At 42.9% G+C, this 14,639-nt stretch carries 18 protein-coding genes and 1 pseudogene; 8 read left to right on the top strand and 11 right to left on the bottom strand.

All coding sequences use genetic code 11. The annotated features are described in order from the left end of the window. Position 1 precedes the first annotated feature (1 nt). Entirely contained in the window at positions 2–850 is an 849-nt protein-coding gene (gene rsbRC, locus MOB98_RS12685) for an RsbT co-antagonist RsbRC (RefSeq protein WP_268361059.1), read from the top strand. A gap of 26 nt (positions 851–876) precedes the next feature. Here the strand turns inward: rsbRC and bshB2 are convergent, their stop codons facing one another. The 4 genes from bshB2 to rarD all read right to left on the bottom strand — a co-directional run bounded on the left by bshB2 (position 877) and on the right by rarD (position 3,161). Continuing rightward, entirely contained in the window at positions 877–1,542 is a 666-nt protein-coding gene (bshB2, locus tag MOB98_RS12680) for a bacillithiol biosynthesis deacetylase BshB2 (protein WP_003220099.1), read from the bottom strand. An 18-nt stretch (positions 1,543–1,560) separates the two neighbouring features. Next, complete coding sequence (locus tag MOB98_RS12675) at positions 1,561–1,911, bottom strand: YojF family protein (protein WP_268361058.1); 351 nt, start codon at positions 1,909–1,911, stop codon at positions 1,561–1,563. Further along, positions 1,908–2,186 (bottom strand): hypothetical protein, encoded by a 279-nt coding sequence (locus MOB98_RS12670; protein WP_268361057.1) that lies wholly within the window; start codon positions 2,184–2,186, stop codon positions 1,908–1,910. The genes MOB98_RS12675 and MOB98_RS12670 overlap by 4 nt, the downstream gene beginning before the upstream one ends. 75 nt (positions 2,187–2,261) lie before the next feature. After that, entirely contained in the window at positions 2,262–3,161 is a 900-nt protein-coding gene (gene rarD / locus MOB98_RS12665; protein ID WP_268361056.1) for an EamA family transporter RarD, read from the bottom strand. A gap of 98 nt (positions 3,162–3,259) precedes the next feature. On the opposite strand from rarD, the gene MOB98_RS12660 reads away from it, so the two are divergent. Further along, the gene (locus MOB98_RS12660) at positions 3,260–3,718 is read left to right on the top strand and encodes an Hsp20/alpha crystallin family protein (RefSeq protein ID WP_268361054.1); all 459 of its coding nucleotides are present in this window, start codon (positions 3,260–3,262) and stop codon (positions 3,716–3,718) included. Here MOB98_RS12660 and MOB98_RS12655 read toward each other — a convergent pair. Further along, positions 3,719–3,949, bottom strand: a pseudogene (locus MOB98_RS12655) (hypothetical protein); the annotation flags it as partial. Positions 3,950–4,034: 85 nt separating this feature from the next. Further along, positions 4,035–5,369 (bottom strand): gluconate:H+ symporter, encoded by a 1,335-nt coding sequence (locus MOB98_RS12650; RefSeq protein ID WP_268361051.1) that lies wholly within the window; start codon positions 5,367–5,369, stop codon positions 4,035–4,037. A 353-nt stretch (positions 5,370–5,722) separates the two neighbouring features. Here MOB98_RS12650 and MOB98_RS12645 point away from each other — a divergent pair, with 353 nt between their 5' ends. Continuing rightward, positions 5,723–6,112 carry a tautomerase family protein gene (locus MOB98_RS12645; RefSeq protein ID WP_268361050.1) on the top strand — a complete coding sequence of 130 codons (390 nt, stop codon included), beginning with the start codon at positions 5,723–5,725 and terminating at the stop codon, positions 6,110–6,112. 445 nt (positions 6,113–6,557) lie between these two features. Here the strand turns inward: MOB98_RS12645 and yodB are convergent, their stop codons facing one another. Continuing rightward, positions 6,558–6,896 carry a transcriptional regulator YodB gene (gene yodB, locus MOB98_RS12640; protein ID WP_268361049.1) on the bottom strand — a complete coding sequence of 113 codons (339 nt, stop codon included), beginning with the start codon at positions 6,894–6,896 and terminating at the stop codon, positions 6,558–6,560. Between the two features lie 129 nt (positions 6,897–7,025). Here yodB and MOB98_RS12635 point away from each other — a divergent pair, with 129 nt between their 5' ends. Continuing rightward, positions 7,026–7,634, top strand: coding sequence for a nitroreductase family protein (locus MOB98_RS12635; protein WP_268361048.1), 609 nt, complete (start codon positions 7,026–7,028; stop codon positions 7,632–7,634). 42 nt (positions 7,635–7,676) lie between these two features. Here the strand turns inward: MOB98_RS12635 and MOB98_RS12630 are convergent, their stop codons facing one another. Both MOB98_RS12630 and MOB98_RS12625 read right to left on the bottom strand, forming a co-directional pair. Then, on the bottom strand, positions 7,677–8,279 hold the full coding sequence (locus MOB98_RS12630) for an alpha/beta hydrolase (protein ID WP_268361047.1): 603 nt from the start codon (positions 8,277–8,279) through the stop codon (positions 7,677–7,679). A gap of 16 nt (positions 8,280–8,295) precedes the next feature. Further along, positions 8,296–9,207 carry a ring-cleaving dioxygenase gene (locus MOB98_RS12625; protein WP_268361046.1) on the bottom strand — a complete coding sequence of 304 codons (912 nt, stop codon included), beginning with the start codon at positions 9,205–9,207 and terminating at the stop codon, positions 8,296–8,298. A gap of 184 nt (positions 9,208–9,391) precedes the next feature. Between MOB98_RS12625 and MOB98_RS12620 the strand changes: the two genes are divergently transcribed. Both MOB98_RS12620 and MOB98_RS12615 read left to right on the top strand, forming a co-directional pair. Beyond that, positions 9,392–9,592: a DUF3311 domain-containing protein gene (locus MOB98_RS12620; RefSeq protein WP_268361045.1), complete on the top strand. Its 201-nt coding sequence runs from the start codon at positions 9,392–9,394 to the stop codon at positions 9,590–9,592. Beyond that, positions 9,592–11,082, top strand: coding sequence for a sodium:solute symporter family protein (locus MOB98_RS12615; protein WP_268367268.1), 1,491 nt, complete (start codon positions 9,592–9,594; stop codon positions 11,080–11,082). The genes MOB98_RS12620 and MOB98_RS12615 overlap by 1 nt, the downstream gene beginning before the upstream one ends. Before the next feature lie 33 nt (positions 11,083–11,115). Here MOB98_RS12615 and ctpA read toward each other — a convergent pair whose 3' ends face one another. Beyond that, a complete protein-coding gene (ctpA, locus tag MOB98_RS12610; protein WP_268361043.1) occupies positions 11,116–12,516 on the bottom strand; it encodes a carboxy-terminal processing protease CtpA in 1,401 nt (466 codons plus the stop codon). A gap of 152 nt (positions 12,517–12,668) precedes the next feature. Here ctpA and MOB98_RS12605 point away from each other — a divergent pair, with 152 nt between their 5' ends. Then, positions 12,669–13,370 carry a class I SAM-dependent methyltransferase gene (locus tag MOB98_RS12605; protein ID WP_268361042.1) on the top strand — a complete coding sequence of 234 codons (702 nt, stop codon included), beginning with the start codon at positions 12,669–12,671 and terminating at the stop codon, positions 13,368–13,370. A gap of 87 nt (positions 13,371–13,457) precedes the next feature. Then, complete coding sequence (locus tag MOB98_RS12600) at positions 13,458–13,709, top strand: hypothetical protein (protein WP_268361041.1); 252 nt, start codon at positions 13,458–13,460, stop codon at positions 13,707–13,709. A gap of 78 nt (positions 13,710–13,787) precedes the next feature. Here the strand turns inward: MOB98_RS12600 and ldcB are convergent, their stop codons facing one another. Then, entirely contained in the window at positions 13,788–14,609 is an 822-nt protein-coding gene (gene ldcB, locus MOB98_RS12595) for an LD-carboxypeptidase LdcB (protein ID WP_268361039.1), read from the bottom strand. Positions 14,610–14,639 lie beyond the last annotated feature (30 nt).

The raw sequence follows: 14,639 nt of genomic DNA, 5'->3' as shown, positions 1-14,639 counted from the left end.
TATGGCAAAAAATAAGAAATTATACGAATATCTTTCTCAGCATGCAGAGACCATCAGTTCAACATGGTATGAAACCATTGAGGAAACTGATCCAAATTCCATTTATGCATCAACAGACCCTGATGTCATTCACAATTTAAAGAGCCAGAATCTTGCCTTTAACTATAAAATAAACCGTATTTTTATAGATGATGAAGATGTATACCTGCCTATCCTGAAAGAATGGGCTTTTGAAGTCACACAGGATCAAGAGCATTTAAAGACTCCCATCCATTATATTATTCGGGAGTTTGTCAGAGTCAGAGATTTATATGTTTCCTATGTGAAAGAATTTGTCCATCTCAATCAGGACACTGTGAAAGGCGAAGAAGCCGAAGACCTTTATCATTCCCTTATAAAAGCGTTTGATCTAGTGATTCATATTTTTATAGAAGAAATGTACAAAAACACTAGCCTTCAGCTTCAGGCCCAAAAAGATATGATTACTGAATTGAGCGCGCCGGTCATCGTGCTGTTTCACAGCGTCGGGCTGCTGCCTTTAATCGGAGATATTGATACAGTCCGCGCCAAACTGATTATGGAAAACACACTGCATCAATGTGCGGAGAAAAAGGTGACACAGCTGTATATCGATTTGTCAGGAGTAGCTGTGATTGATACGATGGTTGCCCACCAGCTGTTCAGTTTGATTGAGGCGCTTCGTTTAATCGGCGTTTCTTCAACTTTGTCGGGAATCCGTCCGGAAATAGCGCAAACAGCGGTTCAGCTAGGGTTGTCTTTCGAAGATATTTCCTTGAGATCCACCCTCGCTTCAGCGATTGCATCTGACTTGAAATTAAAAAAGGTATAAGGCTTAAAGGCCTTATACCTTTTTGATTAATCATTCCATTGATATGTCCAATATACTTCTTCCTCAAACCATGTTGCCATAACAGGTTCATTGTTTTTCAATTTTTCTTCAAGCTCTCTGAGCATGCCTTCTGTTTGAGTGCGGTGCGCTCTTAACGCATTCATTTTAATATCGGCTACTTCTTTAATATCAAGCACTACATCAGCTTCGCCGAGAACCTCTTCTCTATTGCGTGTGATCGCCATGCAGAGCGTGCGCGGACGGTCTTCTTTCTTTTTGCGGTACAATGCACGGATTACCGCTTCCCCGCATGCATCATGGTCAGGGTGCACACCGTGTCCAGGATAAAATGTGACAATTAAACTTGGTTTTACATCATCTATGATCTCTTCCATAATATCAGCCAAATACTCATCGTCTTCAAATTCGAGTGTTTTGTCACGGAGCCCAAGCATTCTAAGATCATTGATATCCATTTCTTTGCAAGCGTTAATGAGCTCTTGTTTTCTTAATAGCGGCAACGTTTCCCGGTTCGCGAAAAATGGATCGCCCATATTTCTTCCCATTTCGCCTAAAGTAGCGCATGCGTACGTAACGGGAATGTCTTTTTTTCTGTTTAAGGCAATCAAGCCTGCCACTCCATATGATTCGTCATCAGGGTGAGGCAGGATTACTAATACGTGTTCTTTCATTATTTTTCACCCTTTTCTTTAAACTGTGAACGGTTTTTCACTGATTTGCAGAGAAATAGCCAGTTTACCGCCCGGCAGGTGTCCCGCCATTAATAAACGGTTTTCTTCATCTACCGTGTATTCAGTCAAGCCTTCAGCATAAATCCAGCCTTCTTCTGTTTTTAAGCCAACCCGGTAAGGGCCGTTGCCTTTAATTTTCGCCTGATGATAAGTAACTTTTGCATTGCGGATGTATGCAACAACCGTCATGTTTTTTTCGTTTAAGTGTGCTGAATAAGAACCTGTTGTGGTTTCTAAATGGATATATACAGGGCGGTCCGCATATCGTTCTAAAGATGTTTGCACATCTTCTTTTATGATTGCTTTCATAATTGCTCCCCTCTTTCTTCTTTTAAATGCGCTACACGTTCTGTATGTAATTTGACCAGCTGATATTTTACAGCTGGTTCGAGCTGCGAATTCACAATGCGCTGAATCGCGGAAACATATTTTTCCAGCATCAGTTTCCGGAGTCTCGGATGTGTTCGTTTATCCAAAAGCTCAAGATCAATCGCCTCTGTTACCGCCTCTGCGTCATCACTTGCGAAAGATCGGTTGTTCCAAAGTGAAGCGTAGGCTTTCACTATCTCTTTATCATTGTCCATCGTCTTGCTCCTTTATGTCTTACATACATGAAATGATTATACATAATATATGGTTCAGCTGAAAAGCCAAAGGCCTCAATGGCTTTTTGACGCCCGTTTCCACTTTACTTGTGAAAACGTAAACAAGAGCAATGCAGCCCATATACAGCTGAATGTAAAAGCCTTCGAGCTCGAAAATGGCTCATGGTAAACAAACAGCCCGATCAGCAAAGTAATGGTCGGTGCAATATATTGTAAGATACCGACTTGGTACAGCGGCAGCCGTTTCGCTCCTTCCGCAAACAATAAAAGCGGCAGCGCCGTAAATACACCGGCAAAAAAGAGAAGCATCCACGTCCCCCCGCTTTCTGCACCTGCAGGCTGGGTGGTGTGGCCGCTCAGCAGCAAATAGCCCAAAGCAATCGGCAAAATCATGAATGTTTCCAGCGTTAAACCGACGGCGCTCGACAGGCTTGTTCTTTTTTTGCTTAACCCGTACAGCCCGAAGCTGAATGCGAGCAGAAGCGCAACATAAGGAATGGAACCGTATTGGAATGCCGAGATAATGACGCCGGCCGCCGCAATTGAAACCGCCACTAATTGCAAGCGGTTCAGTTTTTCCTTTAAAAATAAAATACCAAGGAGGACTGATACAAGCGGATTAATGTAATAGCCAAGACTGGCCTCAAGCAAAAACCCATGGTTGACCGCCCATATGTAAACAAACCAGTTAATCGAAATCAGGATAGAAGCGAGAAATAAAGAAAGGATGCCGCCGTTCTTTTTTAAAGAGCGCAGCTCCTGCCACCCTGCTTTCCATTGCCGCAAGAAAAATAGCACGATACACATAAAAACAAAAGACCATATAATACGGTGAGCTAAAATATCAAGAGCCGGCAGCTGTTCGAGAAGCTTCCAATAAAGCGGAAACAGCCCCCACATGATAAAAGAAACGGCTGTATAAAAAACGCCTTTTTTTGTTTCTGAGTATTGCATTTATATCCCCGCCTTTCTTTAGAGCATCTTATATTATATCACGTGAAAGATCGGGCGGGCATATACTATTTTGTCCGTGAAGAAAGGGTGTGGCGACGATGTTTGAGTGGAACAAGTACTTTCCTTTCCACAATCAGTTTTCAAAGGAAGCATTAAAAAAAGCAGATCCAAAAGACGTTGAAACGTATGTAAATCGTGTAATGGAAAGTGTGTTCGGCAGTGACTATGCGGCTCAATTTCCCTTCCGCGATCCTCTCCCCCCAAAAGAACGGCCCGCGAAATCTGCTAAACCTGACATAGATATATTTGAAACAACAGACCATGTGTTTGTTAAGGTGCCAATCAGCGAAAGCCAGCTGGAACAGTTAAAAATCAAACACACTTCCCACGCATTAATGATAGAAAATTTCCCGAATTTGGATCATATCAAAAAAATAAACCTCCCTTGTTTAGTTAAACGCAAAGGAACAAAAGCTGTTTATAAGGATGGCCTTCTGGAAGTCATGTTTCAGAAGCAGCAAGACTACAATATGTCCGAGGTAGAAATCATCCGATAAAAAACGGGGATATCCGCCGTATGGCACGCCGGCACCAAAACCGTACGGTGCACCTCCGTAACCATACGGCACAGGCGGATAAGCATAGGGACGAGGAGCGTTAAACAGAGCACTCCCGAGAAAACCGCCTAATAAACCGCCGACTAAAGGAGCGCCAAACAAGAAAGGATTGCGCGCCGGATATCCGGCTGGATCTAGGTTCCCGCGATAATATGAATGTTGAGGGTACATGATTTTTCCTCCTTTTGTCTGCCTATACGTAAGGTATTCAGAAAGGAAGAAAAACGATTGGGCTATGAAATAAATCTAGGTATTGTTACATCACAAGCCCAGCCAATAACACACAGCCGAGCCCTGTTACTGAGAGAACTGTCGTAAGCAGCGTCCACGTTTGAAATGTTTCTTTCATGCTCAAGCCGAAAAATTCCTTTACCATCCAAAATCCTGCATCGTTTACATGACACGCGATGACACTGCCTGCTCCTGTTGCCAGCACCATTAATGCCGGGTTTACACTGCCCGCCTCCATGAGCGGAGCTGCCATTCCCGCAGTGGTAAGCGCAGCCACGGTAGCTGAGCCCAAACATAGGCGCAGAACCGCAGCGATGATCCATGCCACAAGCAGCGGGGACATATTTGTTTGACTGAAAAGATCAGCGAAATAATCACCGACCCTGCCATCAATAAGCACCTGTTTAAACGCCCCTCCCCCTCCTATGATGAGCAGCATCATCGCGATTTGTGATATCGATTCTGATAGTGATTTGCTGGCCTCCTTCATAGGTATTTTACGAGCATATCCCATTGTATAGAGCGCAAGCAAAAGTGAAATGAGCATTGCCGTCCCTGGAGTGCCGATAAATTCTATGATTTCTTTTCCTTTTGAGTGTTCATTGAGTATTAAAGAAAAAATTGTTGCTATCGCCATAAAGATAACTGGAAATAAAGACGTGACAACACTGATTGAAAAGCCTGGTGTTTCATCCAGCTGAAATTCTTTCCGCGGCCCTAACGCCGATAAATTTCCGCTCTTTTGGTACGCACTGGGAAACAGCTTCATTGCAAATTTATTAAATAAGGGCCCGGCAACCACAGTGGTCGGCACTGCGATGATGATTCCAAAAAGCAGCACTTGACCAATGTTTGCGCCGTATGCAACTGAGATGGCAGTCGGCGCAGGATGCGGGGGCAAAAATCCATGGGTGACATTTAAAGCAGCAGCCATCGGAATTCCCAGATAGAGAAAAGGCATTTTTAATTCTTTCGCAATCGCATAAACAATCGGAATCAACAGAACAAGCCCCACTTCAAAAAACAGGGCAATGCCGATGATAAATGAGGCAACCACCACCGCCGCCTGTATTCGTTTCCTTCCAAATTTGTCAATCAGCGTAATGGCAATGCGATAGCCTCCCCCAGCATCTGAGACAAGCCTTCCGAGCATCGCGCCAAGCCCAAACACTAAAGCTAAATGCCCGAGCTGCCCGCCTATACCCGCTTCAATTGAAAGAACGATTTTATTGGTATCCATCCCTAGTCCGACAGCTACTAAAAATGACACGACAATAAGTGAAACAAAAGTATTTAATTTCACTTTAATAATAAGAAATAACAAAACCAGCACTCCAACAGCAACAATCAAAATCGGCATGGTACCCCTCCATATGTGTTTCTAAAAATGATTTCGGCACTATTTAAACCCCGCAGTCAGAAACCGCTTTCACTAATGACGAAAAAAGTTGGTTATGTGTTTGTTATCTTTTGGTCAACAAGTATATTCATACTAATCTCCTAACCAAAAGCTGTCAATGGTTTTTATGGCGTTTTTCTCAATTACCTATCGATTATCTTGATTATTTAATAGTTATATATTGATTAACTATTGGTTATATGTTATGTTTTTTATCAAGTTATCAGCGAATCTTTATATTTATCCACTATCTGGAAATGAGTAAAATAATGTGAAAACAGACGGATAACAACTTCACATGAGGAGGAATTCACATGCCATTGTTACGTTTTGATGTAATTGAAGGCCGTGACGAAAAATCACTGCAATTGTTATTGGATACCGCTCACCAAGCGATGGTCCAAGCATTTGCTGTTCCGGAAAGAGACCGTTATCAAATTGTCCATCAGCATCCGGCAAACGAGCTTGTGATCCAAGATACAGGATTAGGATTTCAAAGAAGCAAGGATCTGGTCATCATCAGTATAACGAGCAAAACAAGAACAGAAAGCCAAAAAGAAAAATTGTATGCCCTGCTGGCTGAAAAGCTAGAAGCAGTATGCGGCATTTCTCCAGAAGACCTCATGGTTTCTATTACCGAGAATGGCAACGCAGACTGGAGTTTCGGTCTTGGTGAAGCGCAATTTTTGAACGGGAAACTATAAAATAATGAAAATGCAGTAAAAAAAGAGGGTTTCATCAGAGACCCTCCCTCTTCTTTGATTTCTTTTTACGAAATAATCAGTACGAAAGTTGCCAGCAAAACGGGGTAATTCAATATTGGTGGATAGAATCTGGATTTCCCTTTTTAAATCCAGTTTCGATACCATTGTAATTCCAATGGAAGGTGACTGGGTTGTGATTGTAAATATAAAATTCATGCGGATAGATTCCGCCTTGCTGATTTGCGCGACAAGATAAATAATCTTCTCCATTCACAACAGGTTTGATCTAATAACTTTTTCACAGATGCCCCTTTCCTATTTTTATATTCCTTTCGTATGAACATTGCTTTTGGCAAATATAAAAAAGTCATGTAAACGGTATGAATCACCACCCATTACATGACTTTATTATTGAAATAAAGACCTTTTCCGAAGGCCTCTTTCCTTATTTCTCTTCGTCACACACGGTTTCACCGGGCTCGCAAAATTGATCGGCCCATGCCTGCATCTCTTGAAATACAGCTTGAAGCGCTGTTCCTTTTTCAGTGAGCGTGTAGATGACTTTGACCGGCGTTTCAGGGAGAACCTGGCGCTCGACGATCTCGTTTTGTTCAAGCTCCTTAAGGCGCTCCGCCAGCATTTTTTGGCTGATCATCGGTATTGTTTCCGTTATCTCTTTAAACCGTTTCGGCCCATCCATTAGCACATGGATGATCAGACCGTTCCATCGTTTTCCCAGCAATGAAAAAGCGGATTCCATTTTAGGGCACATCGTATTTCCCACAAGTCTTCATCCCTTCATCTATTGATTGACATGTATTCAATGATCCATTACAATATTCTTTCAAGTTACATTTAGTAAGCTTCTAACTTTTCTATTATCATACCACGTTTATCCGAAGGAGGAAACACTATGACGAATACTCTGGATGTTTTAAAAGCACGTGCATCTGTAAAGGAATATGATACAAATGCCCCGATCTCTAAAGAAGAGCTGACTGAGCTGTTGGACCTTGCCGCTAAGGCGCCTTCAGCTTGGAACCTTCAGCATTGGCATTTTACAGTATTCCACAGCGATGAATCAAAAGCGGCGCTTCTTCCTGTAGCGTATAATCAAAAACAAATCGTTGAGTCTTCTGCGGTTGTTGCCATTTTAGGTGATTTAAAGGCAAATGAAAATGGTGAAGAAGTTTACGCCGAATTGGCAAGCCAAGGCTATATTACAGATGAAATCAAACAAACGTTGCTCGGCCAAATTAACGGTGCATACCAAAGCGAACAGTTCGCACGTGATTCTGCATTCTTAAATGCTTCTTTAGCCGCTATGCAGCTTATGATTGCCGCAAAAGCAAAAGGTTATGACACATGCGCAATCGGCGGATTTAACAAAGAGCAGTTCCAAAAGCAATTTGATATCAGTGAGCGCTATGTTCCGGTTATGCTTATTTCCATCGGCAAAGCAGCGAAACCTGCCCATCAAAGCAACCGCTTGCCGCTTTCAAAAGTGTCGACTTGGCTGTAAGGATATGAAAAACCTTAGTCCGAACTACGGACTAAGGTTTTTTTATACAATCGCATCTTTATACCATTCACGAGCCTGTTCAGCTTCATGCTGCGTCAGCTGATGGCCCCCATCCTGCCAGAAAACAGAGGCTAATGCCCCGTTGTTCCGTAAATAACGGTGAAGTTCTTCTGATTCTTCCTTCGTGCAGAGAGGATCGTATTTCCCGGCACCAATAAAAACAGGTAGTCCCGTCATATCAGGCAGTTTGATACCGCGAATCGGAACCATCGGATGATGCAGAATAGCCCCTTTTAAGACATCTTTATAATGGAAAAGCAGGCTTGCCGCAATATTAGCTCCATTTGAATAACCGACTGCAATCACTCGGCCGCGGTCAAATTGATGCATTTCTGCAGCCTCGTCGATAAAATCTTTCAATTCTCTTGTCCGCTCTACAAGATCCTTTTCATCAAATACACCTTCACTTAAGCGTTTGAAAAATCTCGGCATTCCATTTTCAAGCACCGAACCTCTGACACCAAGCAAATGGGCATGAGGATCTATAAACCGCCCCAATGAAAGCAGGTCGTGTTCGTTTCCACCAGTGCCATGCAAGAGCAAAAGTACGTTGTCAGATGTCCCTTTTTCATAAATATGCTTCATCGTAAAAATCCCCCTTTTAAAGTTCAGGCAACATGTCTGTAATTTGTTGTCTATGTTTCTCCAGCCATTCAGGCAGTTTTAATGAAGTTCCCAGCTCATCAAACGTTTCATCTGTCATAAAGCCCGGCTCATCTGTGGCGATTTCAAATAGGATACCGCCTTTCTCCCTGAAATAAACGGATGTAAAGTATTCTCTGTCTAGGATTTCGGACGAAGGAAGATGGTTTTTCGCAATAATCGGAAGCCAGCTCGCCTGTTCCTCTTTCGATGTCCGAAACGCTACATGGTGCACCGTGCCGTAACCTCCCACGCCTCTTTTATCAGGGTGTAAATGTACGTCAATGATGCCGCCGATGGCCGCTGAGGATGTCAGCCTGACAATCTGATCTTCTGACGCCGCTTTGGTGTATCCGAAGCTTTCTGTTAACAATTGAATGGTCGCCTGCGGGTCGTAGGAATACAGGAGCACGCCTTTCATTCCCGTAATCGCTTCGTGTTCCGAAATGCCGTCAGGCGTCCACTCGCTATTGCCGCTTTTCTCGTCCTCTATGATCGCTAACGGAAGATCTTCTGTATCATTAAAAATAAGGCTCTTTTCACCGAATAACGTTTTCTCCTCTAGATTCAGGCCGTCTTTTTCAAGACGTTCCTTCCAAAAAGACAGAGAGCCTTTTGGAACGGAAAAGTACACCCGGCCTGCTTGGCCTTTGCCTACCGTTCCCTGTCCGCTCCCTTGGAACGGGAAAAAGGTCATGATTGTTCCGGGATCTCCGTTTTGATTCCCAAAGTAAAAATGATACGTTCCGGGATCATCAAAGTTTACTGTTTTTTTAACAAGCCTGAGCCCAAGCACTTCTGTATAAAACCGCAAGTTTTCCTGCGGATCTCTGGCGAATGCTGTGATATGGTGCAATCCTTCTGTTTTCATTTTTCCACTCCTACTTTATCTCGATTTCAAGATATTTATTATTTTAAACCTTTATTGAGCTGGATGCAAACCATGTGTTTTGATTAAATAATTGAAAAAATCATTTTTTTCTAATAATTATCTTGTGATCTTTTCTTACAACTGCTATTATAGTGAGCATTATCATGTTTCAGGAGGAAAGTAAATGGTTAAAAAAGCACTTATTGTTATTCTTATTCTTTTGCCATTCATTCAGCTCACGCTTTTGCCGCTTGTGAATCGAATAGAACCGATTATCTTCGGCCTGCCGTTTTTCCACTTTTGGCTGCTGTTGTGGATTATCATCACGCCGTTATGCTCGTTTGGCATTTACCAGATGCAAAAAAAAGATGGAGGACTTGAATAATGCAAGGGAATCTCACTGCACTTCTCATTACAGCTATTATCGTATTAACCGTTGTCTGTATCGGATTTCTAGCCGGAAGAGACAAATCGTCACGAACCTCGGTGGAAGAATGGTCTGTCGGCGGCAGACGCTTCGGGGGCCTTCTCGTCTGGTTTTTAGTAGGCGCTGACCTTTATACGGCATATACTTTCTTAGGATTAACAAGTACTGCTTTTACGGGCGGAAGTGTTGCTTTTTTCGCCATTCCTTATTCTGTATTGGCTTACTTTATCGCCTACTTCTTCCTGCCGAAACTTTGGAAAGTTGCGAAAATTCACAAATTAACAACACTTGCGGATTATGCCCGGGAACGTTTTGACAGCAAGCTTTTAGCAAGCCTTGTTGCCATCGTCGGTGTGCTGATGCTTATTCCGTACATATGCCTTCAGCTGAGCGGGATTCAGGATACACTCCAGGTTGCCGGCACCGGATATATCAACGTAAAATTGGTTGTCATCATCTCATTTATTCTTGTAGCTCTTTACACGTTTTTCAGCGGGATTAAAGGGCCTACTTTTACAGCCATTATAAAAGATATTTTAGTATGGGTCATTATGCTGTTTATGGTGGTGTCACTTCCTCTTATCCATTTTAACGGCTGGACACCGATGATTGATACGTTAGTAAAGGAAGCGCCGCAAATGCTGGCGATACCGGCAGAAGGGCCAAAAGGCATTCCTTGGTTTATCACAGCATCAATTGTTTCCGCCCTGGCACTTTTTATGTGGGCTCATGCCGCTACGGGAGTTTTCACAGCGAAAAGCGCTGATGCAGTAAGAAAAAACAGCATGTTTTTACCGCTTTATAATATTGTTTTAATTTTGGTTATCTTTCTTGGCTTTATCGCCTTTCTTGTGTTGCCGGAAGATACAAATCCAAGACTGGCGCTGCTGCATTTGATTCAAACGTCTTACGGCGGCGTGGCACAAGGTTTTGCCTATGCTACGATTGCCCTTGCTTCATTGATTCCTTGTTCCATTATGGCAATCGGGGCATCAAATTTATTCGCCAATAACCTATATCGGGATTTGATTCATCCGAATGTATCTCAAAGCAGGCTGACCCTTGTCACACGTTCAATGGTGTTTGTTGTTATCGGCCTTGCGCTTCTGTTTGGCATGCTGTTCCCGACTGCCTTAGTCACGCTTCAGCTATTAGGCGTATCCGGCATGGTGCAAATCTTCCCGGCGATTGCTGTCAGCCTATTCTGGAAAAACCAAACAAGAGAAGCAACGGTTATTGGATTGCTAGTCGGTCTTGCGGTGACGTTTATGGTGTATATCACTCAATCCGCACACGGCATTTATGAAGGGTTTTGGGGATTGGCTGCCAATATCATAACTGTAGTCGTTCTTAATCCGCTGTTCATTAAAAAGGCTGGATCTAATCCTGTCATTGAAGGGTTATTTAATAAAAAACAAGACACTAACCCGAATCAAAAGGGTGCATAAAAAAACCATACGCGGCTGCCGCGTATGGTTTTTTTACATTTCTTTTTTCAGGGTTTCAATTGCTTTTTTCATTTGCGTATCATTATTTGACAGCTTCTTTTGAAGTTCTGTCATTAATTTTGTCGTTGTATCGCCAGTCAGTACGCCTGTTTCTTTCAGCTTCTCTTTTTTCTGGAACTGTTTGACCACAGAAACAAAATCCTGGTCATACGTACTGTTTACTTTCACTTGATAGCCAAGTGCTTTAAACATTTGCTGAGCTACTTTGACATTTGTGCCTGAATCCCCTGATTTGTACGTTTTATCTGCGTCCAAATACGGCAGCTTCGCGTAATCAGGCAGCTCCGCTTTCACTTGTGGCTTGATGCCTTTTTTATGAATCCATTCACCGTCTGCAGTCAGCCATTTGGCGACAGTCAGTTTGACGGTAGACCCATCATCATATTCCTTCGCAGTCTGCACTGTGCCTTTGCCAAATGTCGTTTCGCCGATTAACGGTATGCCCGACGATTCGTGAAGGGCGGCGGCCATAATTTCCGCGGCGCTCGCTGTGCCGTCATTTACTAAAACGACGGTCGGCTTGGTCACTGTCCGGTCTTTTTCAGCCTTCATGACTTCTTTTGAACCGTTTTTGTATTCAACCTGCATGATATTTTTCCCTTTATCTATGAACAGGTTGCTCATTGTAATTGCCTGATCCATTAAACCGCCTGGGTTGCCCCGTAAGTCTAAAATATAGCCTTTGGCGCCTTTTTTCTCTAAACTGTTTATCGCATCAGTCAGTTCTTTAGCCGTTGTTTCAGAGAAAGAAGTAATTTGGATTTCGCCAATGTTGCTGTCCTTCATCTCAGAATAGACAGTCTCTACAGGAATGGTATCGCGCTTAATGGAAAGATCGATATTTCCGACCCCCGCTCTGTTGAGCTCAAGCTTCACTTTTGTGCCCTTTTTGCCTCGGATTAAAGCGACGGCTTGATTTACATTCATGCCTTTGACGCTTTTCCCATTTACCTTAAGGATTTGGTCCCTCGGTTTGATTCCTGCTTTTTCTGCAGGTGATCCTTTAATTGGGGACACTATAAGGATTTCACCGTCTTTCTCCTCTACTTGGGCTCCAATGCCTTCAAAGGATGCAGAAATCGTCTCATCAAATGATTTTGCTTCCTCTTGATCCATGTATGTGGAATACGGATCATCCAGAGATTCAATCATTCCTTTAATTGCTCCGTCTACTAATTTGTCATCATCTGTCTTTTGGTAGTAATCACTTTTGATTTGCTCATACGCTTTATTTAATTTGTCGAACTCGCTGTCTCCCGCGCTGATTGATTTTTGGCCCAGGATGCTGGAATTGCCCGTAATAAATAAAGTAAGCGCTGAAGCGACAACCGCAGTGATCAGCACAATAAAAAACAGTTTTAATTGCCGTTTCAATTAAACACCACCTTTTTCTTCTTACATTATTATCATGGACGAATTCTTATTCGTCAACTCGGAGCAAAAATGAAAGAGAAACGCCCTTCTTTTGCTTTTCATAAACCTATGTCTCTATACGACATATGATAAAGAAAAAGGAGGATTTGATATTGAGCCGATATTTAGAAATGCTGTCCTTATTCGGTGTCGCGGGGGCGCATCCAGGCGGGCTGGCTTTTACAAAAGCGGTCCTGCAAAAAGCGGCCCCCTCCCCGGATCAGCCGATTCTCGATGCCGGATGCGGAACAGGCCAAACTGCGGCTTACTTAGGACATTTACTATATCCTGTAACAGTCGTTGATAAAGACCCTATCATGCTAGAGAAAGCGAAAAAAAGATTTGCAGCTGAAGGGCTCGCCATTCCTGCATACCAGGGAGAGCTGGAACATCTCCCATTTTCTTCTGATTCCTTTTCCTGCGTCCTGTCAGAATCGGTCCTCAGCTTTTCCAATCTGACATCCTCTCTTCAGGAAATTTCAAGAGTTTTGAAGCCAGGCGGAATGCTGATTGGCATTGAAGCAGCTTTAAAAAAACCGATGCCGCCTGCAGAAAAAAAACGCATGATGGACTTCTACGGTTTTACTAGTTTACATGAAGAAGCCGAGTGGCATAAAACCCTGAAATCTTATGGCTTTCAAAGGACGAAAGCGATAACACTTCTTCCTGATGACATGGAATTTGAGCCAACCACAGAAATGGATTTATCAGAAACAATTGCCCCTATCTATTACGATACGCTTCAAACACATTATGAACTCATGCAGATATATAGCGAATACATGGGACATTGTATTTTTATCGCGCATAAGTAAAACGGCGTATCGCCCCCTCTTTTCGTCCAACCTTTTTTTCCTATCTCTCATATGCTGATAGAAAGTCAGTATAGGAGGGGAATAATATTGGAAAGATATTACCATCTTTGCCGAAACCATCAAGGTAAAGTCGTCAGAATTACTGAGAGAGGCGGAAGAGTTCACGTCGGCAGAATTACCCGTGTAACAAGAGACAAAGTTTATATTGCTCCTGCCGGCGCAGGGCCAAGAGGTTTCGGTTACGGCTATTGGGGCGGTTATTGGGGATATGGAGCAGCTTACGGCATTTCCCTCGGTTTAATTGCAGGAGTGGCTCTGGCAGGTTTATTCTTCTGGTAAAAATAATATTTTGACCAAAATGCTAGATTCACTAAGCACGATGAAGCCCGCTTACAATTGGTAAGCGGGCTTACAGTTTTATATTTTCTTCACTTTTTCAAAGTACTCTTCCAGCGTTAAGTCATTATCATGCATAACTTTCGCGGCCTTCTTGCCTACATAGCGCAGGTGCCATGGCTCATATTCATATTTCGTGATATCTTCTTTATTTTTCGGATAGCGAATGATAAAGCCATATTTATAAGCATTGTCCTGCACCCATTTTCCGTCTGCCGTGCTTCCGAACGCTTCATTTAGCTCAAAGCCATTGCTCCGGCTCGAAATGTCCATTGCAAGGCCTGTTTGGTGCTCGCTTTCACCGGGATAAGCGACCGCTTCCTTTGCCTTCTTTTCCCCTTTTAGGCTTACTTCATTATCAAAAATGACTTTCTGTCTGTCATAAGAACGGTATCCTGAGACAGCTGCCAGTTCATAGCCTTCCTTTTTCGCAGCATCGAACATCGTTTTTAATGCGTCGGCCGCTTCCTTTCTGATGTAACGTTTTTGGATCTTTTCTTCGAAAGAAAATTCTACATCAGGTATGACTAGATCGCTAGGTTCATAGTTTCCGGGCAGTGCGTATTGTTTATTGACAAGCGCCAGTATATTTTCTGGATTTTGAATGGTTTCCAGACCATCCACTTTTTTAATATCATTGAAATACTCGCTTTCCAATGAAAACTCACTGTCCTGAGTGTTTGTCTTTTTGCTGTCAGCTGTTTTTTGTTCTGTTTGCTTTGTTTCTGCTGTGGTTTTCGCATCCTTTTGAGCATCTCCGTTCGACATGCTGCAGCCGGCTCCGACTATTGCCGTTACACTCAGAGCGGCAGCCAGTGAGAACCATTTACCGGACTTTTTCATATTACATTACCTTCCTTTTATCAATCGTTT

Origin of the sequence: Bacillus sp. N13C7, assembly GCF_026790065.1 — a bacterium.
Classification (GTDB): Bacteria; Bacillota; Bacilli; order Bacillales; family Bacillaceae; genus Bacillus.
Note: the sequence above shows the minus strand (reverse complement) of the source record. Positions and strands in the feature narration are given on the sequence as shown.

Excerpts from the sequence above, each read along its gene's own strand:
- rsbRC (WP_268361059.1), top strand. The coding sequence starts at position 2 with ATGGCAAAAAATAAGAAATTATACGAATATCTTTCTCAGCATGCAGAG.
- bshB2 (WP_003220099.1), bottom strand. The coding sequence starts at position 1,542 with ATGAAAGAACACGTATTAGTAATCCTGCCTCACCCTGATGACGAATCA.
- MOB98_RS12675 (WP_268361058.1), bottom strand. The coding sequence starts at position 1,911 with ATGAAAGCAATCATAAAAGAAGATGTGCAAACATCTTTAGAACGATAT.
- MOB98_RS12670 (WP_268361057.1), bottom strand. The coding sequence starts at position 2,186 with ATGGACAATGATAAAGAGATAGTGAAAGCCTACGCTTCACTTTGGAAC.
- rarD (WP_268361056.1), bottom strand. The coding sequence starts at position 3,161 with ATGCAATACTCAGAAACAAAAAAAGGCGTTTTTTATACAGCCGTTTCT.
- MOB98_RS12660 (WP_268361054.1), top strand. The coding sequence starts at position 3,260 with ATGTTTGAGTGGAACAAGTACTTTCCTTTCCACAATCAGTTTTCAAAG.
- MOB98_RS12650 (WP_268361051.1), bottom strand. The coding sequence starts at position 5,369 with ATGCCGATTTTGATTGTTGCTGTTGGAGTGCTGGTTTTGTTATTTCTT.
- MOB98_RS12645 (WP_268361050.1), top strand. The coding sequence starts at position 5,723 with ATGCCATTGTTACGTTTTGATGTAATTGAAGGCCGTGACGAAAAATCA.
- MOB98_RS12635 (WP_268361048.1), top strand. The coding sequence starts at position 7,026 with ATGACGAATACTCTGGATGTTTTAAAAGCACGTGCATCTGTAAAGGAA.
- MOB98_RS12630 (WP_268361047.1), bottom strand. The coding sequence starts at position 8,279 with ATGAAGCATATTTATGAAAAAGGGACATCTGACAACGTACTTTTGCTC.
- MOB98_RS12625 (WP_268361046.1), bottom strand. The coding sequence starts at position 9,207 with ATGAAAACAGAAGGATTGCACCATATCACAGCATTCGCCAGAGATCCG.
- MOB98_RS12620 (WP_268361045.1), top strand. The coding sequence starts at position 9,392 with ATGGTTAAAAAAGCACTTATTGTTATTCTTATTCTTTTGCCATTCATT.
- MOB98_RS12615 (WP_268367268.1), top strand. The coding sequence starts at position 9,592 with ATGCAAGGGAATCTCACTGCACTTCTCATTACAGCTATTATCGTATTA.
- ldcB (WP_268361039.1), bottom strand. The coding sequence starts at position 14,609 with ATGAAAAAGTCCGGTAAATGGTTCTCACTGGCTGCCGCTCTGAGTGTA.